Annotated in this window: 22 protein-coding genes and 1 riboswitch; of the genes, 21 read left to right on the top strand and 1 reads right to left on the bottom strand. The window is 36.9% G+C overall.

What is annotated here, in order from left to right; all coding sequences use genetic code 11:
- Positions 1–60 precede the first annotated feature (60 nt).
- The 20 genes from NY10_RS01695 (at position 61) to hbs (ending at position 20,071) form a co-directional block, all read left to right on the top strand.
- Positions 61–939 carry a CvfB family protein gene (locus NY10_RS01695; RefSeq protein WP_058918364.1) on the top strand — a complete coding sequence of 293 codons (879 nt, stop codon included), beginning with the start codon at positions 61–63 and terminating at the stop codon, positions 937–939.
- A gap of 41 nt (positions 940–980) precedes the next feature.
- Positions 981–1,448, top strand: a complete 468-nt coding sequence (fur, locus tag NY10_RS01700) for a ferric iron uptake transcriptional regulator (protein ID WP_058918365.1) — start codon at positions 981–983, stop codon at positions 1,446–1,448.
- An 88-nt stretch (positions 1,449–1,536) separates the two neighbouring features.
- Positions 1,537–2,427: a site-specific tyrosine recombinase XerD gene (gene xerD, locus NY10_RS01705; protein WP_058920197.1), complete on the top strand. Its 891-nt coding sequence runs from the start codon at positions 1,537–1,539 to the stop codon at positions 2,425–2,427.
- Between the two features lie 94 nt (positions 2,428–2,521).
- Positions 2,522–3,691, top strand: coding sequence for a phosphopentomutase (gene deoB, locus NY10_RS01710; protein WP_058918366.1), 1,170 nt, complete (start codon positions 2,522–2,524; stop codon positions 3,689–3,691).
- Positions 3,692–3,718: 27 nt separating this feature from the next.
- Positions 3,719–4,540 (top strand): purine-nucleoside phosphorylase, encoded by an 822-nt coding sequence (locus NY10_RS01715; protein WP_058918367.1) that lies wholly within the window; start codon positions 3,719–3,721, stop codon positions 4,538–4,540.
- 187 nt (positions 4,541–4,727) lie between these two features.
- Entirely contained in the window at positions 4,728–6,041 is a 1,314-nt protein-coding gene (gene lysA, locus NY10_RS01720; RefSeq protein ID WP_058918368.1) for a diaminopimelate decarboxylase, read from the top strand.
- A gap of 51 nt (positions 6,042–6,092) precedes the next feature.
- Positions 6,093–6,506, top strand: a complete 414-nt coding sequence (locus NY10_RS01725) for an N-acetyltransferase (RefSeq protein WP_058918369.1) — start codon at positions 6,093–6,095, stop codon at positions 6,504–6,506.
- Between the two features lie 3 nt (positions 6,507–6,509).
- Positions 6,510–7,274 (top strand): segregation/condensation protein A, encoded by a 765-nt coding sequence (locus NY10_RS01730; RefSeq protein ID WP_058918370.1) that lies wholly within the window; start codon positions 6,510–6,512, stop codon positions 7,272–7,274.
- 4 nt (positions 7,275–7,278) lie between these two features.
- Positions 7,279–7,881, top strand: coding sequence for an SMC-Scp complex subunit ScpB (scpB, locus tag NY10_RS01735; RefSeq protein ID WP_058918371.1), 603 nt, complete (start codon positions 7,279–7,281; stop codon positions 7,879–7,881).
- Between the two features lie 12 nt (positions 7,882–7,893).
- Positions 7,894–8,634, top strand: coding sequence for a pseudouridine synthase (locus NY10_RS01740; protein WP_058918372.1), 741 nt, complete (start codon positions 7,894–7,896; stop codon positions 8,632–8,634).
- 154 nt (positions 8,635–8,788) lie between these two features.
- Positions 8,789–9,511 carry a response regulator transcription factor gene (locus tag NY10_RS01745; RefSeq protein WP_058918373.1) on the top strand — a complete coding sequence of 241 codons (723 nt, stop codon included), beginning with the start codon at positions 8,789–8,791 and terminating at the stop codon, positions 9,509–9,511.
- 8 nt (positions 9,512–9,519) lie between these two features.
- A complete protein-coding gene (locus NY10_RS01750; protein ID WP_058918374.1) occupies positions 9,520–11,334 on the top strand; it encodes a sensor histidine kinase in 1,815 nt (604 codons plus the stop codon).
- An 80-nt stretch (positions 11,335–11,414) separates the two neighbouring features.
- Positions 11,415–11,538: riboswitch (FMN riboswitch) on the top strand.
- A gap of 136 nt (positions 11,539–11,674) precedes the next feature.
- Positions 11,675–12,259 (top strand): ECF transporter S component, encoded by a 585-nt coding sequence (locus tag NY10_RS01755; RefSeq protein ID WP_058918375.1) that lies wholly within the window; start codon positions 11,675–11,677, stop codon positions 12,257–12,259.
- A gap of 202 nt (positions 12,260–12,461) precedes the next feature.
- The gene (locus tag NY10_RS01760) at positions 12,462–13,526 is read left to right on the top strand and encodes a YpbB family protein (RefSeq protein WP_231726779.1); all 1,065 of its coding nucleotides are present in this window, start codon (positions 12,462–12,464) and stop codon (positions 13,524–13,526) included.
- Complete coding sequence (locus NY10_RS01765) at positions 13,519–14,964, top strand: RecQ family ATP-dependent DNA helicase (RefSeq protein WP_082664151.1); 1,446 nt, start codon at positions 13,519–13,521, stop codon at positions 14,962–14,964. Before NY10_RS01760 ends, NY10_RS01765 begins: the two co-directional genes overlap by 8 nt.
- A 61-nt stretch (positions 14,965–15,025) precedes the next feature.
- Positions 15,026–15,661, top strand: coding sequence for a LysM peptidoglycan-binding domain-containing protein (locus tag NY10_RS01770; protein ID WP_058918378.1), 636 nt, complete (start codon positions 15,026–15,028; stop codon positions 15,659–15,661).
- 73 nt (positions 15,662–15,734) lie between these two features.
- Positions 15,735–16,409 (top strand): (d)CMP kinase, encoded by a 675-nt coding sequence (gene cmk / locus NY10_RS01775; protein WP_058918379.1) that lies wholly within the window; start codon positions 15,735–15,737, stop codon positions 16,407–16,409.
- 344 nt (positions 16,410–16,753) lie between these two features.
- Entirely contained in the window at positions 16,754–17,986 is a 1,233-nt protein-coding gene (gene rpsA, locus NY10_RS01780) for a 30S ribosomal protein S1 (RefSeq protein ID WP_058918380.1), read from the top strand.
- A 201-nt stretch (positions 17,987–18,187) separates the two neighbouring features.
- The gene (gene der / locus NY10_RS01785; protein WP_058918381.1) at positions 18,188–19,501 is read left to right on the top strand and encodes a ribosome biogenesis GTPase Der; all 1,314 of its coding nucleotides are present in this window, start codon (positions 18,188–18,190) and stop codon (positions 19,499–19,501) included.
- Positions 19,502–19,795: 294 nt separating this feature from the next.
- On the top strand, positions 19,796–20,071 hold the full coding sequence (gene hbs / locus NY10_RS01790) for a non-specific DNA-binding protein Hbs (protein WP_058918382.1): 276 nt from the start codon (positions 19,796–19,798) through the stop codon (positions 20,069–20,071).
- 686 nt (positions 20,072–20,757) lie between these two features.
- Here the strand turns inward: hbs and NY10_RS01795 are convergent.
- Positions 20,758–21,264 (bottom strand): hypothetical protein, encoded by a 507-nt coding sequence (locus NY10_RS01795; protein WP_058918383.1) that lies wholly within the window; start codon positions 21,262–21,264, stop codon positions 20,758–20,760.
- A 611-nt stretch (positions 21,265–21,875) separates the two neighbouring features.
- Here NY10_RS01795 and NY10_RS01800 point away from each other — a divergent pair.
- On the top strand, positions 21,876–23,141 hold the full coding sequence (locus NY10_RS01800; protein ID WP_058918384.1) for a tetratricopeptide repeat protein: 1,266 nt from the start codon (positions 21,876–21,878) through the stop codon (positions 23,139–23,141).
- Positions 23,142–23,189: the final 48 nt, after the last annotated feature.

Below are 23,189 nucleotides of genomic sequence, written 5' to 3' on the forward strand. Positions count from 1 at the left end.
AAAATAGACTAAGATAAATCTAAGAAAAATACATTGGTGTTAGATGGAGGACAAAATATAATGAATCAATCGTTAGGAAATGTTATTACAGGTTTGGTTACAGATATAAATGAAAAAGCTTATTTTATTCAAAAAGACGGGGTTACGTATAAATTATTAAAAAATGGAGAAACAACTTACCAATTAGGCGATACTGTTGAAGGTTTTGCTTATGTAGCGATGAATAAAGATACGATGATGACTCAAGAAATTCCGGAAGTTCGTATGGGAAATTATTCTTGGGCGACAGTGATTGATACGCGCAAAGATTTAGGAGTCTTTATGGATATCGGTTTGCCGGACAAAGAATTGGTTGTGTCGCTGGATGAATTGCCGACACTTAAACACCTTTGGCCTAAAAAAGGAGATCGTTTATTGATAACGATTCGTGTAGATGAAAAAGACCGTATGTGGGGCGAGCAAGCACCTGAATCTGTATTTGAATCTATGTCTCGTAAAGGCGCTGAAGAACTAAATAACCAAAACATCACAGGGACTGCTTACCGATTGAAATTAGTGGGCACTTATATCTTAACAGAGGATAACTATTTAGGTTTTATTCACCCTTCTGAACGAAAAGATGAACCCCGACTTGGCGAAGTAGTATCTGGACGTGTGATCGGTGTTAGAAACGATGGCATTCTAAACGTTTCTTTGATGCCGAGAGCGCATGAAGCTATTAGTGATGATGCTGGGATGTTGCTTGCTATTTTAGAACGTACACATACAGGGAGTTTTCCTTATACTGATAAAAGCGACCCAGATGAAATCAGAGAACGCTTCGGTATCAGCAAAGCTCAATTTAAGCGCGCACTTGGAAATTTGATGAAACAAAGAAAGATTACTCAAGAAAATGGCGAAACAAAACTGGTCGATTTTAACACTGAAACAGAAGAATAAACAACAGATAAGACAGCATCAGTTAAATGAGGGCAATCCAAATGAAACCAATTGAAACATCTCTATTAAAAATAAAAGAATCGTTGCACGATGCGGGTTATAAACTAACTTCTCAAAGAGAAGCAACCATGAAAGTTCTACTAGAAAAAGAATCGGAACATATGAGTGCAGAAGAAATATATTTGCTGGTCAAAAAAGTGAATCCTGATATCGGTCTGGCAACGGTCTACCGCACGTTAGAAATGTTGACCGAATTAGAAATAGTAAATAAAGTTAGTTTTGATGATGGTTTAGCGCGGTATGATTTAAAAAAAGATGGAGCAAAACATTTTCATCATCATTTGCTGTGCACTCAATGTGGTGACATAGAAGAAGTCCATGAAGATTTATTAGAAGAGATTGAAGCGATCGTCGAGTCACGTTTTCAATTTCTTGTCAAAGATCACCGATTAACGTTTCATGGCATTTGCAAGAAGTGCCAAGATCAAGAAAAGAAAGGCATACAATAACATTAAATAAAGAGTAAGAGAGCGGATAACAGACATGTTTGGTGCTCTCTTTTTAACTATTGAAAGGATGTTTTGGATGGAAGTGGAAATGGAAGAGAGTTTAACGGAATATATCCGCTTTTTGACAATTGAACGCGGACTTTCAAAAAATACAGTAGAAAGCTATCAGCGTGATTTGAAACAGTATTTGCTCTTTCTAAAAGAAAATCATATCAACCATTGGGATGCGGTGGATCGGTATACGGTTTTGTCTTTTTTACAACGGTTAAAAGAAGAAGAAAAAGCAGCAGGTACAGTCATTAGAATGGTTTCCAGTTTAAGACAATTCCATCAATTTTTAAGACAAGAAAAAATTTCAACTACTGATCCGATGTTACACATTGATACGCCTAAAAAAGCCCAGACATTGCCAAAAGTTCTTTCTACCAAAGAAGTAGAGATCCTCATTGAAACACCTAATACCAGTGAAACGTTGGGAATTAGGGATCGGGCTATGCTTGAGGTGATGTACGCTACAGGACTGCGCGTTTCTGAACTAACGGAATTAAAATTGGATGATTTACATCTTTCACTAGGTTTGATTCAAACCATTGGGAAAGGCGATAAAGAACGTATTATTCCATTAGGCGATTTAGCCATAGAATGGATCGAAAAGTATTTAAAACATAGTCGAAATCGGCTGGAACGGCCAGATAAACGTTCACTTTATGTCTTTTTAAACCATCATGGACGTAAGTTGAGCAGGCAAGGGGTATGGAAAAATTTAAAAGGGCTTGTGAAAAAAGCTGGCATTGAAAAAGAAGTAACTCCTCATACATTGCGACATTCATTTGCTACGCATTTACTAGAAAACGGCGCTGATTTACGTACTGTCCAAGAGTTATTAGGACATTCAGATATTTCGACAACACAAATCTATACACATATTACGACTCATCGGATGTCGACCGTTTATAAAACGTATCACCCACGAGCTTGAAATTAAATGAGAGTTTGGTTTTTCTCTCGCATTTAAGCGGTTTATTTACTATAATAAGAGAGATAGAAACCAAGAAAGAGGAGGACAAACGAATATGTCTTATAAAAGAGTACATTTAATTGTCATGGATTCAGTAGGAATTGGAGAAGCGCCAGATGCTGCTCAATTTAATGATATAGGCAGCGACACATTAGGGCACATCGCCCAAGAAGCTGGCTTAAACATTCCACACTTGGAAGAACTAGGTTTAGGCAATATCCGTCCTTTAAAAGGTGTCCGTAACGTTCCGGATAGTGTAGGTTATTATACAAAATTAGAGGAAGTATCTGTTGGGAAAGATACCATGACGGGACATTGGGAAATCATGGGATTAAACATTCAAACGCCTTTTCGTGTGTTCCCTGAAGGTTTTCCAGCTGAATTATTAAAAAAAATCGAAGACTTTTCAGGGCGCAAAGTCGTCGCAAACAAGCCAGCGAGCGGTACAGCTATTATTGATGAATATGGTGAACACCAAATGAAGACCGGTGATTTGATTGTTTATACTTCGGCTGATCCTGTTTTACAGATTGCAGCTCATGAAAAAGTCATTCCATTAGAAGAACTTTACAAAATTTGTCAATACGTACGCGATATCACTAAAGATGATCCTTATATGATTGGCCGCATTATTGCTCGTCCGTTTGTTGGCGAACCTGGCAACTTTACCAGAACAAGTGGGCGTCATGATTACGCATTGAATCCATTCGGAAAAACAGTTTTGAATCATTTGAGCGAGGCTGGAAAAGATGTGATTGCCATTGGTAAGATCAATGATATTTACAATGGTGAAGGGATAACAGAAGCCGTTCGGACGACCAGCAATATGGATGGTGTCGATCAACTTTTAAAAGTGATGACGCAAGATTTTGAAGGACTAAGCTTTTTGAATCTAGTCGATTTTGATGCTTTATTCGGACATCGTCGCGACGTCGTTGGATATGGAAAAGCGATTGATGATTTCGATGTACGTCTTGAAGAAATCGTTGGGCAATTAAAAGAAGATGATTTGCTTTTGATTACTGCTGACCATGGTAACGATCCAATCGCCCCAGGAACAGATCATACTCGTGAATATGTTCCATTGTTAGCATACTCGCCATCAATGAAAGATCGTGGTGAATTATCTCAAGGGCACTTTGCTGACATTGGGGCAACCATTGCGGATAATTTCGGAGTAGAAAGCACCGGTTTTGGGAAAAGTTTCTTAAGCCAGCTAAACTAATAAAAAAACGTTAAAAGGAGATCAATCATGACAGTATCTTTACAAGAAAAAATTACAGCAGCAGCTAGTTTTATTAAACAACAAGGGGTAAAAGATCTCGAAATCGGTTTGATTCTTGGATCAGGTTTAGGAGAATTGGGAGATGAAATTGAAAATCCTGTTATTATTTCATACGGCGATATTCCTCATTTTCCCGTTTCGACAGTTGCTGGGCACGCCGGACAATTAGTTTACGGTGTGCTAGGGGGTAAACAGGTCCTTGCGATGCAAGGCCGTTTCCATTACTATGAAGGCTATACTTTGCAAGAGGTCACTTTTCCCGTTAGAGTGATGAAAGAATTAGGTGTTCATTCTTTGATTGTGACCAACGCCGCAGGTGGTATCAATACCAGCTTTACTCAAGGCGAATTAATGATGATCACTGATCAAATCAATTATACAGGAGTAAACCCTCTTATCGGACCAAACGATGAGGCGATGGGTGTGCGTTTTACGGATATGAGTGAACCATATGACAAGGCTTATCAAGAAACTGTGAGAAAAGTCGCTGGAGAAATGGACTTGGATTTAAAAGAAGGCGTCTATATTGGCTTTTCAGGCCCTACTTATGAAACCCCCGCTGAAATCAAAATGGCTCGTTTACTAGGAGCAGATGCTGTGGGTATGTCTACAGTGCCTGAAGTTATCGTAGCTAAACACGCTGGATTACGAGTGATTGGTGTGTCATGCATTACCAATCTCGCCGCAGGTATGCAAGCTGCTTTAAATCATGAAGAAGTAGTTGAAACCACACAACGTGTGAAAACGACCTTTAAAGCATTTATAAAAAACATTTTAGCTGCTCTTTAATTCTTTTGAAAACAATAAAACCAATGAATATTTTAGTGTTTTTGTTTTGTAAATTTTCTTTTTGAATGTAGAAAAGGATCCCGCCTCTATGAAGCTGGGGTCCTTTTTTGCCGCGTTGAGAAAAAGAGGGTTTTGTGTTAAAGTAAATAGAGCAAATTTTCGGATAAAGTTGAAATGAGGACAACAAATGGATGAAAGATTATTAACAGGTACAATGAAAATAAACGAAAAAAATCACTTGGAAATTGGAGGAGTAGACAGTTTAGATTTGGTAGAAAAATATGGGACACCAATCTACGTTTATGATACCTTGTACATTAAAGAAAAAGCTCGTGCTTTTAAAGCTGCTTTTGAAAACAGAGGGGTAGCGGCTCAAGTTGCTTATGCTAGTAAAGCTTTTTCCTGCTTAGCTATTTATCAACTGATGGCAAAAGAAAACATGTCACTTGACGTTGTTTCCGGTGGAGAACTTTATACGGCTATCAAAGCGGATTACCCTAGCGAAAAGATTCACTTTCATGGCAATAATAAATCTGATGCTGAAATTATTACGGGATTAGATTACCGGGTAGGTTGTTTTGTGGTCGATAATTTCCATGAATTAAACCAATTGAATAAATTCACTAGTATACGCAAACAAATGATGAATGTTCTGATCCGTGTTACTCCAGGAGTGGAGGCTCATACACACGATTACATTTCAACGGGACAAAATGATTCAAAATTCGGTTTTGATTTAACTAATGGGCAGGCAGAAATGGCTATTGAACTGACAAGAAAAATGCCTTTTATTAATGTTATGGGATTGCATAGCCATATTGGTTCCCAAATTTTTGAAACGGAAGGCTTTAATTTGGCAATCGATAAAGTTTTAAACAAAGCGAAAGAATGGAAAAAACAATTTGATTTTAAATTGAAAGTTTTAAACGTGGGAGGCGGATTTGGTATTCGCTATACAACAGAAGATGAGCCGTTGCCAATCGAGACGTATATCAATACCATCATCGATGAAGTTGAACAGGTATCGAAAGAGCTAGGTCTTGAAATGCCGGAAATATGGATAGAACCAGGGAGAAGTTTGGTAGGAGATGCAGGAATCACTCTTTATCAAACAGGTTCACAAAAAGAAATCCCTGATGTGCGCAATTATTTAGCTGTGGATGGCGGAATGTCAGATAACATTCGTCCTGCTCTATACAATGCCAAGTATACAGGAGTTTTTGCTAATCGCGTCAGTGACCAAACGGAAAAAATGTATTCCATCGCTGGAAAATGTTGCGAGTCTGGAGATATGTTGATTTGGGACCTGCCATTGCCTGAGGCTCAAACACAAGATATCCTAGCCGTTTTTAGCACCGGTGCCTATGGCTATGCGATGGCTAATAATTACAATCGCATTCCTCGACCACCAGTGGTGTTTGTTGAAAACGGAGTAGACTTTTTAGCGATTGAAAGAGAGAACTATGCAGATTTGATGAGATTAGAACGTTCACTGATTTAAATAAGTGAATAAACTGCTTTTTGATTCTCGGAAATCTCTAGGAGGATGACAATGTTACTCGACTATAAGAATGATTATGAAAAGATTACCATGGGATTGCTCTCATTTGTGCCAGATTTGAAAGAAGTTACTAGATTACAATCTGAAATGGAGTGGTACCAACAAGAAGAAAACCGTAAACTTTATTTGTGGCGAGGAGAAGAAACAAGAGATTTGATTGCTGTGGTAGGCGTCGAAATAGGAGAAGACTTGATTTTGCTTCGTCATATTGCTATCAATCCTTCTTTTCGAAATGAAGGCATCAGTTATAAGATTTTCGAGGATTTGGATAACCAATTTTCACAAAAAAAGGTCATTGGAACGCTGGAAACAGCTCCCTTAGTTGTAAAATGGGAACAAGAAAAAGCTAAGAAGCAGGACAACAATGAAGAAGGTCTTGAAGAAAAAGAAGAGAAAGAAGATTGAGCGATGTCTGAAATAAATGTGAAAATTGATGCTTTTGAAGGCCCACTTGATTTATTATTGCATTTGATTCAACATCTGGAAATTGATATTTACGATATTCCTATTGCGGAAGTGACTTCGCAGTATTTGATTTATATTCAATCCATGAAAGTATTTGAATTAGATGTTGCTGGGGATTATTTGGTCATGGCTGCGACGCTAATGGCTATCAAAAGCAAACTGCTTCTGCCTAAACAAGAATTGCTCTTAGACGAAGAACTTGACCTTTATGAGGCTGGGGAAGATCCACGAGAAGCATTAGTGGAACAACTATTAGAGTATCAGAAGTACAAAAAAGTGGCGGACGTTTTAAAATCAAAAGAAGAAGAACGGAATCAATATTATACAAAGGCACCCGTTAATCTTGAATATTTGCAAACGGATGTCCCAATGGAGCCTATGCAAGTCAGCACATTAGATTTAGTCGCTGCTTTTCAAATGATGGTGACTAAACAATTAAAAAAAGTACCGCTTCAAACCAAAGTAATGTCTGAAGAAACGACGATTGGCGAGAAAATGGAGTTTATTTTAGCTAAACTGCCTTCTGGCTTGAAAACGGAAGGCGTATTGTTTGCTGATTTTTTTGACGCACCGACAAAAAAAGAATTAGTAACGACTTTTCTAGCACTTTTAGAATTGATTAAGGAAAAAAATATTTGGATTCAGCAAGAAGAGAGATACGGAGATATTTTCGTATACCGTACAAAAACTGAAGAAATAGGAGCGTGAGTGCATGAATAAAGCAGCGGCGGTTGAAGCATTACTCTTTGTAGCAGGTGATGAAGGATTATCGTTAGAAGAAATCGCTTCTATTTTATCTTGCTCAACACAGCACGCTTACCGACTTTTGATGCAATTACAAAAAGAGTACGATTCTTCAGCGGAACGAGGATTAATGTTGTTAGAAGTTGGCGAGCAATACCAATTGGCAACAAAAAAAGAGTATGCTGAAGTTATTAAGAGCTATGCGATTTCACCTTTGTCCACCAACTTGTCTCAAGCGGCGTTAGAAACATTGGCGATTATCGCTTATAAGCAGCCGTTGACACGGATGGAAATCGATGAGATCCGGGGAGTGCAAACAAGCGGAGCGCTACAAAAATTGACGTTGAGAGGGTTAATTGAAGAAAAAGGCCGGGTCGAAGGGCCGGGACGAGCTATTTTGTATGGCACATCGCGTTATTTTCTAGATTATTTTGGTTTGAAAAAACTCTCAGAGTTACCGAAAATATCGGACTTGGAACAAGAACCTGCCGAAAATGAATCCGATTTGTTTTTTGAACAGTTCAATCAACAATTTATAGACATACCAAGCGAACAAAAAAATGACCATTAAGGGGTAGTTAAAATGGAAAGATTGCAAAAAGTAATGGCTCATGCAGGAATAGCTTCTAGACGGAAATCAGAAGAGTTGATCGTTAAAGGCCGTGTAAAAGTAAATGGAGAAGTCGTCAAAGAACTAGGGGTACAAGTAGGTAATTCTGACCGAGTAGAAGTGGACGGAGTTCCAATTGATCGTGAAGAACCTATTTATTTTTTATTAAATAAACCTAGAAATACCATTTCAGCTGTATCCGATGATAAAGACCGCCGTGTAGTGACGGATTTATTCCCTCATATCGAACAACGGATCTATCCAGTGGGACGTTTAGATTATGACACAACAGGTGCACTGATTTTGACAAACGATGGCGAACTGTCACAAATGTTGATGCATCCAAAATTTAATATTGATAAAACCTACGTAGCCAAAGTTGAAGGCATGGTAGAGAAACACACGCTAACTAAGTTAGAAAAAGGAATTGTCGTTGAAGGCAAACGAACAGCTCCTGCTAAAGCAAAAATCATATCAGCAGATAAAGCAAAAAATGTGACTATGGTTGAATTGACTATTCATGAGGGACGGAATCGTCAAGTTAAAAACATGTTTAAAGCCGTAGGACACCCTGTTCAGAAACTTAAGAGGGAAACATACGGTACGTTGAATCTAGATGGTTTGCGTCCAGGAGAATGGCGCGAACTGAAGTCTTTTGAGGTCAACCAATTGCGAAACTTAGCCAATCAAAATAAAAATTCTTCTGAAAAATAAGCTGCTTTAAAATAGGGATAATCAATCAGATTATTCCTATTTTAAAAGTAAGCATACATAGTAAGAGTGCGTTTAGCTGTATGCCAAAAAGAAAGTTGTGTATACTTGACTAGTACAGATTAATCAGTATGTTTAAAGTGGAGGTGTAACATCAGTGGGAAATGAAGCATTAAATCTACTAGTTGTAGATGATGAAGACCGCATACGTCGTTTATTAAAGATGTATTTGGAACGTGAAAACTATATCATTACTGAAACAGATAATGGAGAAGATGCATTAAACCTTGCATTAGAAAACGATTATGATTTAATTTTATTGGATCTTATGTTGCCTAAAATGGATGGTATTGAAGTTGCTGAAAAATTACGCGAGCACAAAAATACACCTATTATGATGTTAACGGCCAAAGGGGAAGAAATCAACCGGATTCAAGGATTTGAAGTAGGAGCAGATGATTATATTGTAAAACCTTTCAGTCCACGCGAAGTTGTCTTACGAGTGTCGGCAGTTTTGAAAAGAACCCATACTAAAAAAGAAGAAGAAAAAGAAAATCCCGATTTGATCGTGATGCCTAATATTGAAATCGATAATCAGTCACACCGTGTTTTAGCGGATGGAAAACCGGTTAATTTAACGCCAAAAGAATATGACTTATTATTGTATTTGATCCAATCGCCAAATCAAATTTTCGGTAGAGAACAACTCTTACGCGAAGTATGGAAATATGAATTTTTTGGAGATCTGAGAACAGTAGATACCCATATTAAACGATTACGGGAAAAATTGACCAAGCAATCTGAGGCGGCTGCAAAAATGATTGTGACTGTTTGGGGATTAGGGTACAAATTTAATTCCTATCCTGAAGAAAAGAAGTAGGTTAAGTGATGATTAAATTAAACAACATCACCTTTCGTGTATGGGCAGTCACTATGCTTATCGTAGGGTTTTGCTTTATTACGACCAATCAGATATACGGCAGCATCTATCAAAAAAATGTTGAAAACAATTATCTATCCGATTATAGAGCCTCAATAAAAACGACAGAAACATATTTAGAAGAAGATCCTCAGTTTTTAATCGATCACTTGGATAAGTTGAAAGCGCACGATACCCATGTGTTTATGTCGATTTATTTAGATGGTCAACCTGTCAGTACCTCTTACAATGTGTCTGAACAATTGACGCCTTCTTCTAAAGAGATTTTACTCGCTGATGAAAAAGTAAAAAAAGCGATGAAAGCTGGAAAAGATACTGAGATCATAAGCGAACATGAAAATAAAAAAAACGCAGAGTCTGTATTTATTTTCCGCATGAAAACTTTCGAGTTCAATGGACAAAAGGGAACATTGTATTCGTTTGGAGATTTGTCTTTTTTAAACGCAACACAACAAAAAATGAATATCTGGTCTCTGATTAATTTTGCTCTTTATGGATTGTTAGCAATTGGTCTTTTTTATTATTTGCAAAATCGTTTAGGGAAGCCTTTGAACGAATTAAGAGACATTGCTTTTGAATATGCAAAAAATGATTTTTCACAACAAGCTCCAATACATTATAAAGATGAAATCTCACAACTTGCTTTAGCCATGAATAAAATGCGGAAATCATTGGAAACCACTGGAACGGCAACTCGACAAGAAAAAGAATTGTTAGAAAACATTGTTACTTCGATCTCAACCGGTATTTTATACTACAATCAAGATAAAACTTTGCTGATGTCTAATCCGATTGGCGAAGAGTTTTTGCATAATTGGTATAAGTTGGAAGGGATAGAAGAAACGGCTGTGCCGGAAGTGATAGCAGATCAAATAGATGAAGTGATTGAAAAATCTGAAAAAGTTTATTACGATGCTACCTTTAATGACATTTATTTCGAAATCACATTAGTTCCTTTATTTGATGAAGGGTTAGAAAACGTCCGGGGAGTTCTAGTATCGTTGCAAGATTTAACAAAAGAACGGCGTTTGGATAAAATGCGCGTCGATTTTATCAATAACGTTTCTCATGAATTACGAACACCTTTAGTAATGATACAAGGTTACAGTGAGGCCATTTTAGACGATATAGCTGAAACAGAAGCAGAAAAACATGAGATGGCGAGTATCATCGGCGAAGAATCGAAACGGATGAATCGAATGGTCAACGAAATGCTGGATTTATCTAGAATGGAAGCAGGTCATATTGATTTGATTCGTGAAGATGTCATTTTAGAACCGTTTTTCAGAAAGTTGATGGCGCGTTTTAATCGTATAGCTGGAAGCAGTCATGTAAGGTTAACCCTTAAAATCGATCCAGGAGTGCAAACATACGAGATGGATGAAGACAAGATGAACCAAGTATTTGTCAATTTGATCAACAATGCTATACGGCATACTGCTATGGCGGAACGAGAAAATAGAGAAGTCAAATTATGGGTTCATTTAGATAAAGTTTTTGATGAAGTTGTTATGGAAGTGATAGACAACGGCATTGGCATAATGGAAGAAGATATTCCCTATATTTTTGATCGCTTTTATAAGGCGGATAAATCTAGAACGGTTTATAAAACCAATCAGACGGGTACTGGGATTGGATTATCAATCGTAAAAAATATTATTGAAGAACATGGCGGCACTATTGAGGTTAAAAGTGTTCCAAATGAAGAGACAGTTTTCGCCATGCGTTTTCCTTATATTGATCCTAACGAAACAAACGTATAAAAAGTAAGTAAAACTCTTGCAAAATACTCTTAAGTTTAGTATACTTTAGGAGTACAGATGATGTACTAAAAAAATAATAGATTCGTCTTCAGGGGCAGGGTGTAATTCCCGACCGGTGGTATAGTCCACGAGCTAGGTAGCATTATCTGGTTGAACTGGTTTAATTCCAGTACCGACAGTAAAGTCTGGATAAAGAAGATGGGGCTTATTTGAATGTACTAATGTTCTTATGCTCTGTTTGATTTTTCTGAAGAAAAATTAGACGGGCATATTTTTTTGACTAGTATTCTTCGGTAAGCTCAAAATGCTCAAGCTGATGAATCCTTTTAGGAGGATTTTTATGCAAAATAGTAACACAAAAAGACTAGTAGGAGTTTCGATGCTTGCAGCGGTCGCCTTCGTCCTAATGTTTTTCGCTTTTCCCATTATCCCTGGAGTTTCTTTTTTGAAAATAGATTTCAGTGATATTCCTGTATTGTTAGGTATGTTTTTATATGGTCCTGTAGGGGGAATAATGGTAGCTGTGATCCGGACGGTTCTTCATTATATTCAAACTGGCGGAGATGCAGGGTATCCTATTGGTGATGCGGCTAGCTTGATTGCCTCGTTAGCTTATTGTTTGCCGATTTATTATATTATGCGCAATAAAGTAGAAAACACGCAAACCATCGTTTTTGCTAATGTGATTGGAACCCTCTCTTTAACGACGATCCTATCGTTCTTGAATGCTTATGTGCTGATCCCGCTTTATTTTGCCGTTTTAAACTTCAGCGTTGGTCCGATACAACAATACGTTTTTTACGGTGTAGTACCCTTCAACCTGGCGAAAGGAATAATCGTCAGCAGTGTTTTCGTTATTCTTTTCGCTAAAATGAAACCCTGGATCGTTCGCAATAAGCTCTCTAATTTCAGTTATGGAAAATAGAAATTAAATTGTATATTAAATAAAGAAATGGGACTCGTGATCGTAACGAGCCCATTTTTGTTTAATGCAATAAAAAATAAAGTAATTTATGTATTTCCCATTATATTTTCTAAATATTTGGTATATTAGAATAAGAAGAAGCATTAAAAATAAGCAGTAACAATAATCAAATGAAACAAAGAAAGAGGAGGAGACTACTTTGGTGAAATTGACTTATTTTGAAAACTTTTGTTTGTCGTTGTTTTCAAATGATGTTTCGAAAAAATCCTCTACCATTTACCATATACTTACAGGAAAAAGAACAGCTTCGATATTGTATAATGCTCAACAATACCGTTTAACAGCTTATTTTTCTTTGTTTCCAAAAATAAAACGACAACAATTTGAACGCCTAATAAACAAAATGGAACGTTTAGAATTGATTACAGCAGATTCCGAAGGAGAAGGGTATCAATTAACAGAAATTGGAGCTAAAGGCTATCAACAGTACTTTATGAAGCATACTTATCCAGTTCATTTAAATCAATTGAAAAATGGAGCTGTTAACGCCTATTTTTGGCGTAAATGTTTATTTGTTACCCAAGTTTTATCAGAGGTTCGCCATGGCAATAAACGCTATTTGCCATTGGAAAAAGAATGGAAAAATCAAATCTGGTTAAAAAATTGGTTAAATCAACATCATCAAGATAAGCAAACTTTAGCCCAGCAATTTGGCAAAGAATGGTTATTTTTATTAAATGAGCTGACAGAAACTAATGCTGAGATCATCGTTGCTTATCTAACCGGCCATGGAAAGATTGGAAAAACACGAAGACAATTAGCTGAACATTATGGTATCGAACCTCTTGAAGCTGAAATAATATTGACAGATTGTTTAGCTGAATTGATCGAATGGATTGAACGACAGCCACAAATGGTTCCTTTATTTTTTTCAATTTATTCTGAAACGGCAAGAGACTATAGCGGCATTACCCAAAGTGCAGCTATAACGCAAAAGTATTTATTGAACGGCCATTCTATTGAGGAAATTGCTGATTTGCGCCGGTTGAAATTCAGTACGATTTCAGAACATGTAATCGAAATAAGCATTGTTGATCCATCGTTTGATTTGTCGCTTATTTTGCCGATAGAAATAAGAGAAGAACTTAATCAGATGTTAAGCGAAAAACCGAATCTCACCTATCAAGAACTGACGGAAAAAAGACCAGATATTCTCTTTCTTTGGTATCGTTTAGCACAGATTGAAAGGAGGCATCGTATTGACTAATCAAGAAAAAATCAAAGAATTGCTTGGGAGTCATTTTGGATATACTTCCTTTCGTGAAGGCCAAGAAGAAGCCATATTAGCCGCTTTATCAGGAGAAGACACACTTGTGATGCTGCCGACAGGAACAGGCAAATCCATTTGTTACCAACTAACCGGTTATTGCTTAAAAGGAATCGTGCTGATTGTTTCTCCGCTCTTATCTTTAATGCAAGACCAAGTAGAACAATTAAAAATGTTTGGTGAAAAAAGAGTTGCGGCTATCAATAGTTTAATGGATATAAAAGAGAAAGAGTGGGTTTTAAATCATTTAAATCAGTATAAATTCATTTTTCTTTCGCCGGAAATGCTGCAGCAGCCTTTGTTATTGGAGCGGTTTAAACAGTTGGAAATTGGGTTGATGGCGATCGATGAAGCCCATTGTATTTCACAGTGGGGGATGGATTTCCGTTTAGATTATTTAGAACTGGGAACGATTCGAAAAACATTGAACTATCCGCTGACAATGGCGTTAACAGCAACAGCAACAGAAACCGTCCGGCAAGAAATACTCGATTCGCTGTTGCTGGATAAAGATAAAACCAAACAAATAGTGTACTCTGTTGATCGTCCTAATATTGCTTTTTCTGTTGTTGCGTGTCGTCGCAATAAAGAAAAGAAACTGCTGGAAAAAATTGAACAGCTAAAAAAACCAGGAATCATTTATTTTTCAAGCAAAAAAAAAGCCGATGAAGTTACGGCTTGGCTTAAAGTGGAAACGCCGTTTGCAGTAGAAAGTTATCATTCTGATATCGAAGGGGATGATAAAATTAAAATTCAGCAACAGTTTATTCAAAATGATATTGACATTATTTGTGCGACGAGTGCTTTTGGTATGGGAATCAATAAAGAAAATATTCGTTTTGTTATCCACTATCATTTGCCGGCTAGCATGGAAGCTTATCTTCAAGAGGTAGGCAGGTGTGGACGTGACGGGAGGCCAAGTATCGCCATCCTACTTTATGAACCAGGCGATCAATTTTTACAAATGCGCTTACATGAAGATGGTTTACCAACGCCAGCTATGTTAAACTATGCTTATCGCAATGGAACTGTTTTTGATGGCAGTTGCAGTACGATTCAACAAGAAATTATTGAAAACTATCTTTCTTCTAAGACTCCTCTTGAAGAAGCTAAGGCCCAAATAATGAGCCGCGAGCTGCAAAAGAAAAGGCAACTTGACTATATGGTTCAATATGCTGAAACAACTTCATGCAAAAGAACTCATATACTCTATTATTTCGATGAGACCAGGATAGAAAAGCCTTTAAACTGCTGTTCTAATTGTGGTTTAGATGAAAGTGTCTATTCGGCTGATCAAGATGAGTTCCTTAGAAATAAGGCAACCACATTTTTAAATTGGAAAAAGACCTTGAATGAACTGTTTTTATTAGAGAATTAATAGGACAAGATGAAACGAAATATGGTACAATAAAAGCGAATTATCTTTAGGAGGAATATTTATGGCGGGGAAAAAATCTAAAAACAATCAAAAAGACGAAATATGGTCTCGTAAATTTGACGATGAAGATGGCTTAGCGAATGATGAACAGTCAAGGATAGCTCGCAAAAAAGCCAAAGGGGGTATTTCTCCAATATTGACTTCGCTTTTTATTTTTTTAGCGCTTCTGATAATTCTGCCAGTAGCGACTTATTTATGGTACACCAACAGCGGTCGTGCTGATGAACTAAAACCTGCTGAAGATAAAATAACGATTACGCAAAACAGCAGTACGGAATCAAGTTCTGAAGCGAAAAAATCATCTAGTTCATCAAGCGAAGAAAGTTCAGAATCTGTTTCGTCAGAAGAAAGCAGTATAGCGGAAACGCCGGTTGAATCTGAAGCTGTCATTGAGCAAGAAGAACCAGAACAATCTACTCCAGAAATTATTGAAGAAGCGCCGATCGAAGAGACGCCTGAAGTGGAAACACCTGAAGTAGAGACACCAGCAGAAACTGGAAATACATATACTGTTAAAGCTGGCGATAACCTTTACCGGATTGCGTTAAATCATGGGATGACAACTGAAGAACTAAAAGCACTGAACGGCATTTCGGGAGATGAAGTCTCTGTGGGTACTGTGTTAAAAGTTAATTAATGAGAATAGAATAGGTACTAGAAGCCGTCCTTGGACGGCTTTTAGTTTGAAAATAGAAAGAAGGCTTATGATAATGGAAAAAAAAATGATGATCGCGATAGACGGTCCAGCTTCAGCTGGAAAAAGCACGGTAGCTAAAATAGTAGCAAAAGATTTAGGCTATGTTTATTGTGACACAGGAGCTATGTACCGTGCATTGACCTACCAAGCGCTTCAACAAAAGGTAGATCCAACTGATGAACCTTCTTTGGTGAAACTATTAAAAGAAATCGACATTTCTTTTGAACCTTCTGATGACACACAAAAGGTATTTGTAAACCAAAAAGAAGTAACTGAAGCTATTAGACAACCAGATGTAACGAACCTTGTTTCTGCAGTAGCTGCACACAGTGAAGTTAGAAAAGAGTTAGTAAAAAGACAAAAAGAAATCGCTGGACAAGGCGGTGTTGTTATGGATGGCCGTGACATTGGCACAGCTGTTTTACCTAATGCTGAAGTGAAGATATTTTTAGTTGCAAGTGTCGAAGAGCGAGCTGAAAGACGTCATAAAGAAAACCAGCAAAAGGGAATCGAAACATCGTTAGAGACGCTGAAAAAAGAAATTGCTGATCGTGATTACAAAGATTCTCATCGTTCTGCTTCACCTTTGACGCAAGCAAAAGACGCTGTTTTAGTTGATACGACCAGTTTGGATATTCCTCAAGTTGTTCAAAAAATCAAAGAAGTTATTCAAGAAAAAACGCAGTAATGAAATAATTCCTTTATTAACGTATCTTTCTCTTTTTGACCGGTGCCTTACCAGTAATAAAAAAACGGTTAAAAAGAGAATGTGCTACATTGATTTTGAAAGCACTTTCCTTTGAAAAAGCAATGATAAGCGGTATAATGATAGTAGACTTATGCTGTGCCTTAGCTAATTGCTTTTATTTTTTTGATCATACCAAGCAAGGGAAAACCAACGAAGTTTATTGATCAATAAATTAAGCTGAAGCAGCAGATTACAATCCATCAGGTGTTTTGGTGGCAATATTTTAAAAAATTAGTTAAAATAGATGAAGAATAGTTATTTGGCTAAATTAGGAGGACAAAAACATGACAGATCATACAGACAATCACGAAGTATCAGAACAAGAGTCAATGATGGACGCGTTAAACAGCGTACAAGAAATCCACATTGGGGATACTGTTCAAGGCGAAATATTAAAAATTCAAGATAATAAACAAGCTATCGTTGGAATCATCGGAGGCGGCGTTGAAGGGGTTATCCCAAACAATGAGTTATCAGCAGCTCCTTTTGAAGATGTTACCGAAATCGTCAACGTCGGAGATGTCGTAGATTTAGTTGTTATCAAAGAAATCAAAGATAAAGAAAATGGCAGCTACCTGCTATCAAAACGCCGTATTGACGCGAAAAAAGTATGGGAAAAAATCCAAACAGATTATGAAAATGGAACAATTATCGAAGCACCGGTTAAAGAAGTTGTTAAAGGCGGCTTAGTCGTAGACGCAGGAGTGCGTGGGTTTGTGCCTGCATCAATGGTAGATGTTCACTTTGTTGATGATTTTTCAAGCTACAAAGGACAAACATTAGCCTTTAAGATCATGGAAATCGAACCAAGTGAAAATCGATTGATACTTTCTCATAAAGCTGTTTTGCAAGCTGAAAATGAAATCAAGAAAAAAGAAGTTATGAAAAACCTGACAGAAGGAGAGACCGTTAAAGGGAAAGTTGCTCGTTTAACTAACTTTGGGGCTTTCATTGATCTTGGTGGTGTGGATGGTTTGGTTCATATTTCTCAACTATCGTACGAACATGTTAAAAATCCTGCTGATGTATTATCTGTGGGAGAAGAAGTCGACGTTAAAATTCTTTCTGTTAACGAAGAAGAAGGACGTATTTCGTTGTCTATCAAAGATACACTACCAGGACCATGGGACAATATTGAAGAACGTGCAGCTGTTGGTTCAGTCTTAGACGGTACAGTCAAACGATTAACGAGCTTTGGTGCATTTGTGGAAGTTTTCCCTGGAGTAGAAGGATTGGTTCATATTTCTCAAATTTCGCATAACCACATTGCAACACCGCATGAGGTCTTGAGCGAAGGGCAAGAAATTAAAGTGAAAGTTCTGGATGTTAATCCTACTGATCAACGCTTATCTTTAAGCATTAAAGCCTTAGAAGAAAAACCATTCCAAGAAGCAAAAGAAGAAACAACCGATTACCAAATGCCGGAATCAGATACTGGATTTACTTTAGGAGATATTCTAGGCGATCAATTGTCAGATATCACTTCTGATGTAGAAGATACTAAAGAAGAAAAATAATTAACGTTAATGTAAAAAAATCTGACATGTGGTGTAATTGAGCCGCATGTCGTTTTTTTTGTCTTAAAATGAGAATCATCTTAAAAAAAAGCTTGGATTTTATTGTTTTAACCGGTTTCTTTCAGCAAAAGCTTGCAAGTTCAAGCTTTGTTCTATAAACTAACTAAAAGAATAAGAAATAAAAAGAAGGAGGCTAAAGCAATGGCAAAACCAGTTATCGCCATCGTTGGTCGTCCAAATGTAGGCAAATCAACTATTTTTAACCGGATCGTTGGAGAACGTATTTCAATCGTCGAAGATATTTCAGGTGTAACGCGTGATCGTATTTACGCTCCAGCTGAATGGTTAGGAAAAGAATTTAATGTGATTGATACCGGTGGAATTGACATAGGGGATGAACCATTCCTTGACCAAATTAAATACCAAGCAGAAATTGCAATGGAAGAAGCAGATGTCATTATTTTTATCACAAGCGGCAGAGAAAGTGTAACTGATGCAGATGAAAATGTAGCAAAAATATTATACCGTACCAATAAGCCTGTTTTGTTAGCTGTTAATAAAGTAGACAATCCAGAAATGCGCAGCGAAATTTTTGATTTTTATACTTTAGGTTTAGGAGAACCATTTCCTCTATCAGGAAGTCACGGATTAGGGATAGGCGATTTGTTGGATGCAGCAATCAGCCATTTTCCGGAAGAAACAGAAGAAGAAGATGATGAATCTGTTATTAAATTTAGTTTGATTGGAAGACCTAACGTTGGAAAATCTTCCATTATAAATGCCATGTTAGGTGAAGAACGTGTTATCGTTTCTGATATTGCTGGAACGACTCGGGATGCTATTGATACCGAATTTGTGGATGAAGATGGAACTGAATTCGTGATGATCGATACAGCTGGAATGAGGAAACGCGGTAAAGTCTATGAAACGACAGAAAAATACAGTGTTTTAAGAGCTTTGAGAGCAATTGAACGTTCTGATGTCGTCCTTGTAGTGTTAAACGCTGAAGAAGGCATTAGAGAACAAGATAAGAAGGTCGCGGGTTATGCTCACGAAGCCGGTAAAGGTGTTATTATCGTTGTCAATAAATGGGATACTCTTGAAAAAGATAACAGTACTATGAAAGATTTTGAAAATGATATCCGTAAAGAATTTGCTTACTTGAGTTATGCTCCAATCGTATTCGTTTCAGCATTGACCAAACAACGTTTGAATAAACTGCCCGAAGTTATCAAACGCGTTAGTGCCAATCAAAGATTGCGTATTCAATCTTCAGTCTTAAACGATGTGATCATGGATGCGGTAGCAATGAACCCGACACCGACGGATAAAGGCAAACGCTTAAGAATTTACTATGCAACTCAAGTGGCGATAAAACCACCTACTTTTGTTGTGTTTGTGAATGAGCCGGAAATGATGCACTTTTCATATGCTCGTTTCCTTGAAAATCGAATCCGTGATACCTTCGTATTTGAAGGAACGCCTATTCGAATCCTTACTCGTCGCCGGAAATAATTCATTCTTATCATGAGTTTGAAAAAGCAAAGAAAGTATTTTAACACATTTAGTAAAGTGGTTCAAATAAATATGAAGATAAAAAGAAAAAGCAGATAAAATGCAATGAAATTGGTTAAATACATTGCAGTATCAGCATTTGTATGATATCTTTTTAAATGAAATGTCATTTAGAAAATCTAATGTAGCATTTCGCATTGATTCATTTTTGGACCACTCAAAAATGAAATTATGATGTTTATTTGCTTCTTAAAAAAAGCATCTATTCTTCTTTTCGAGGGAGGTGAAATATACATGGCTAACAAAGCAGAATTAATCGAAAACGTTGCTTCTTCAACAGGCTTAACTAAAAAAGATGCAACTGCAGCAGTAGATGCAGTTTTTGAATCTATTCAAACAACCTTAAGTGAAGGTGAAAAAGTTCAAATCATCGGTTTTGGTAACTTTGAAGTTCGCGATCGTGCTGCACGTAAAGGTCGTAACCCTCAAACAGGGGAAGAAATCCAAATCGCTGCAAGTAAAGTACCTGCGTTCAAACCAGGCAAAGCGCTTAAAGATGCAGTTAAATAATACATGACTTAGAACCCTTGAGAAATCAAGGGTTCTTGTTGTTTTTAGAGGTTAAGTATTTCAATGAATAGCAAATACGAGCAGAAATTTATTATCCGCGAGCTTCAAGTTGTTCAATAATAGTAGGTATCATAAAATTTGTGACGTGAGTAGTGAGTATAGATACGATTCGTAATTTCAGTATCTTTATGATCAACGCAATCCATGAAGGCTTTTATCGGTGTGTTTCTTTCGGATAATAAGGAGGTATGAGAGAGCCTGAAATATGAAAGGGTAATTCTTGCCATCTAGTCTAACTTGCTCACCAGTCCTTTGTATATGGCCAAAGCAGCTAGGTTTCGAATTCGAGACGGTATATTTTTTTTGTTAACTGTATACGAGAATTAATGGTTCTCTCTATTGCGAGGACCGAATTTTCTTTTATAATCTCTACATACGTTTATAAGCCTTCATTCCAGCAATCAGACAATTAAATTTACGATTATCTGTGTCGGATAATTTAGTATCGGGCAACTAGAAAAAATTAGTCTATTAATCAATAAAGAGCCAGAACAAAAAAATCAAATAAAAATACACTTCCAAACTCTAGAATGTCCGAATGGCATTAGAAGTAGGAGTGTATTTTTTATTTGAGAAAAAGGTATTTCAGAAAGTGATTGTTTTAAACAGTCGCTCTAAAAATTAATTTAGTTCGGTTCTGCTTCATAAGTACCGTCTTTATAAATTTTATAGAGACCTACAGTTCCAGAACCGCCTTGCTCTCGTAAGGATTGACTCACTAGTCTTAATGTGTAAGAATCTTCATCTGAGTCTAAAAGTCCATAGACGATGTCAGTGTTATCTGCTTCTATTCCAGTTTCCTCTTTGATGAAATTAAAAGCCTCTTCTTCAGAATTGATTACATTTTCTGATGTACTTGAAGAGCTTTCTGCTGGATCTTCCGAACTACTGGTACTTGTTGTATCGCTTTGTGCAACAGAAGATTGTATAGAAGACTCATTTTCAGAAACGATTGCATTTTCCGATGTGCTCGAAGAACTTTCTGCTGAACCTTCCGAACTACTGGTATTCGTTGTATCGCTTTGTGCAACAGAGGATTGTGTAGAAGTTTCTTCGTTCTCATTGCTAGTATCGCAACTGGTTAAAATAAATAAACCCAACAGCATAGTGATGGTAATGCTTAGTTTTTTCATTTTTTCTCCTTCTCCTTTCCTAATTAGGAATAAGTTTAAAAGCAAATGACGTAAACCAATCTGTTAATCAATCTTAGTATATTACTATCTTAACATTAACAATATACTATTCAAATAATTGAATTCGCTTACTTGTTCAATGTTGACTTACTATAATTCTTCTCAAAAATCCACGTATGATTTTATGGCATCAACTATTCTTCCGGTCTAAACGGGTTCTATTCTTAAGTGAACCGGGTATTTTTTTGTATACATAAATACTCTCCAAGGATATGGCTAAGCAGAGGTAAAAAGTTGTGGTGTACGTTTTAAAACCAGCAAATAACTGACTAGCAATTTTATTCAGCAAGCTTACATTGAGCAGGTAATTTATTAAAATTTAAAGGCTGGAAAAACTAATTTAAATTGGGGTAAGGGTAGGGTTGAACGGATTAATGTTATTAGAAAAATACGGTTAAATAAAAAAGAGTTAAAAGAGGTCTGCTAAAAATCAAATTTTTTGGATGGTTTTTAAAGAAAACTTTAATAATAAAGCGCTGTCTTCACAATTGAAACAAAGATGTGGTAAAATGAAAGTGAATGAATGCGAATGAGAAAGGTAGATTAATTAAATGAATAATGGACAAAAAATGCTGGAAGCTCTTCAAAACAATCAGTTAGATGAAGCAAATGATTTTTTTAAACGAGCTTTAGCAACCGATTCTGATGAACAATTGTATCATTTAGCCGATGACTTATATCATCTAGGATTTTTGGAAGAAACCCAAATGATATACAAACAATTATTAGCCCTTTATCCGGAAGACGATGAACTGAAAATTGGGTTAGCAGAAATTGCTATCGAAGCTAACGAAATTGATAGCGCCATGGACTGGCTGCTAGATATACCAGAAGAAAGCGAAACCTTTCCGCAAGCTTTATTGGTTTTAGCCGATTTGTATCAAGTACAAGGCCTTTATGAAGTCAGCGAACAAAAGTTATTGAAAGCAAAAGATATTTTGCCGGATGAGCCCGTTATCCAATTTGCTTTAGCAGAGTTGCATTTTTCGATGGGAAAATATGCTCAAGCTATTCGAGCATATGAAGAACTGATGATCCAAGGTTACGATGAGTTTACTGGGGTCAACTTAGCAAATCGTTGTGGGAGTGCTTATAGCGCCTTAGGAGACTTAGACCAAGCAGTGGAGTACCTTGAGCAAAGTGTTGAGGAGAATGAGACAGTCAATGGTTTGTTTGAGTTGGGCATAACGTATATGCAACAGAAAGAGTTTAAACGCGCAAATGAAGTGTTTTTTAAATTAAAAGATTTAGACCCAAGTTATACATCAGTGTATCCTAATTTAGCGCAAAGCTTGGAAGAAGAAAATCAACTTGAGAAAGCAGCTGAGGTCATTCAAGAAGGACTTCGGATGGATCAATACAATTATGAGTTATTTGCGATTGGAGCAGAAGTAGCACTTAGGCTGGAACAAGAAGAAACAGCAGAAGACTATTACCTCGAAGCGATAGCTTTAGCGCCTGAAAACGAAAGTCTTCAATTAGCTTATAGTAATTTGCTCTTAAAACAAGAACGGATTGAAGAAACCGTGAATTTGATTGATCAGGCATTGCAAAATGGACAGTCTGACCCTCAATTTTATTGGAATTTAGCTGTTGCTAATGAAAAACTAGAAGAATACGATAAAGCAGAACAAGCTTTTGAACAAGCTTATCCTGCGTTTCGACAAAATAAGGACTTCTTAAAATCCTATATCTATTTCTTGAGAGAAGCTGGAAACCGAACGACGATCAAGCAAGCTGTAACTGATTACTTATTGATTGAACCGTCTGATGAGGAAATATTAGGAATTTTAGAGGAAATAAATACAAACTATTAGTAGATTAGGGTATAATGAGAGAAAGCTTGGAGATGAGGAGGCGCTTCA

It is taken from the genome of Carnobacterium sp. CP1, assembly GCF_001483965.1.
Classification (GTDB): domain Bacteria; phylum Bacillota; class Bacilli; order Lactobacillales; family Carnobacteriaceae; genus Carnobacterium_A; species Carnobacterium_A antarcticum.

Bases quoted from the DNA above. Each gene is read 5' to 3' on its own strand.
- NY10_RS01695 (WP_058918364.1), top strand. From the start codon at position 61: ATGAATCAATCGTTAGGAAATGTTATTACAGGTTTGGTTACAGATATA.
- fur (WP_058918365.1), top strand. From the start codon at position 981: ATGAAACCAATTGAAACATCTCTATTAAAAATAAAAGAATCGTTGCAC.
- xerD (WP_058920197.1), top strand. From the start codon at position 1,537: ATGGAAGAGAGTTTAACGGAATATATCCGCTTTTTGACAATTGAACGC.
- deoB (WP_058918366.1), top strand. From the start codon at position 2,522: ATGTCTTATAAAAGAGTACATTTAATTGTCATGGATTCAGTAGGAATT.
- NY10_RS01715 (WP_058918367.1), top strand. From the start codon at position 3,719: ATGACAGTATCTTTACAAGAAAAAATTACAGCAGCAGCTAGTTTTATT.
- lysA (WP_058918368.1), top strand. From the start codon at position 4,728: ATGGATGAAAGATTATTAACAGGTACAATGAAAATAAACGAAAAAAAT.
- NY10_RS01725 (WP_058918369.1), top strand. From the start codon at position 6,093: ATGTTACTCGACTATAAGAATGATTATGAAAAGATTACCATGGGATTG.
- NY10_RS01730 (WP_058918370.1), top strand. From the start codon at position 6,510: ATGTCTGAAATAAATGTGAAAATTGATGCTTTTGAAGGCCCACTTGAT.
- scpB (WP_058918371.1), top strand. From the start codon at position 7,279: ATGAATAAAGCAGCGGCGGTTGAAGCATTACTCTTTGTAGCAGGTGAT.
- NY10_RS01740 (WP_058918372.1), top strand. From the start codon at position 7,894: ATGGAAAGATTGCAAAAAGTAATGGCTCATGCAGGAATAGCTTCTAGA.
- NY10_RS01750 (WP_058918374.1), top strand. From the start codon at position 9,520: ATGATTAAATTAAACAACATCACCTTTCGTGTATGGGCAGTCACTATG.
- NY10_RS01755 (WP_058918375.1), top strand. From the start codon at position 11,675: ATGCAAAATAGTAACACAAAAAGACTAGTAGGAGTTTCGATGCTTGCA.
- NY10_RS01770 (WP_058918378.1), top strand. From the start codon at position 15,026: ATGGCGGGGAAAAAATCTAAAAACAATCAAAAAGACGAAATATGGTCT.
- cmk (WP_058918379.1), top strand. From the start codon at position 15,735: ATGGAAAAAAAAATGATGATCGCGATAGACGGTCCAGCTTCAGCTGGA.
- rpsA (WP_058918380.1), top strand. From the start codon at position 16,754: ATGACAGATCATACAGACAATCACGAAGTATCAGAACAAGAGTCAATG.
- der (WP_058918381.1), top strand. From the start codon at position 18,188: ATGGCAAAACCAGTTATCGCCATCGTTGGTCGTCCAAATGTAGGCAAA.
- hbs (WP_058918382.1), top strand. From the start codon at position 19,796: ATGGCTAACAAAGCAGAATTAATCGAAAACGTTGCTTCTTCAACAGGC.
- NY10_RS01795 (WP_058918383.1), bottom strand. From the start codon at position 21,264: ATGAAAAAACTAAGCATTACCATCACTATGCTGTTGGGTTTATTTATT.
- NY10_RS01800 (WP_058918384.1), top strand. From the start codon at position 21,876: ATGAATAATGGACAAAAAATGCTGGAAGCTCTTCAAAACAATCAGTTA.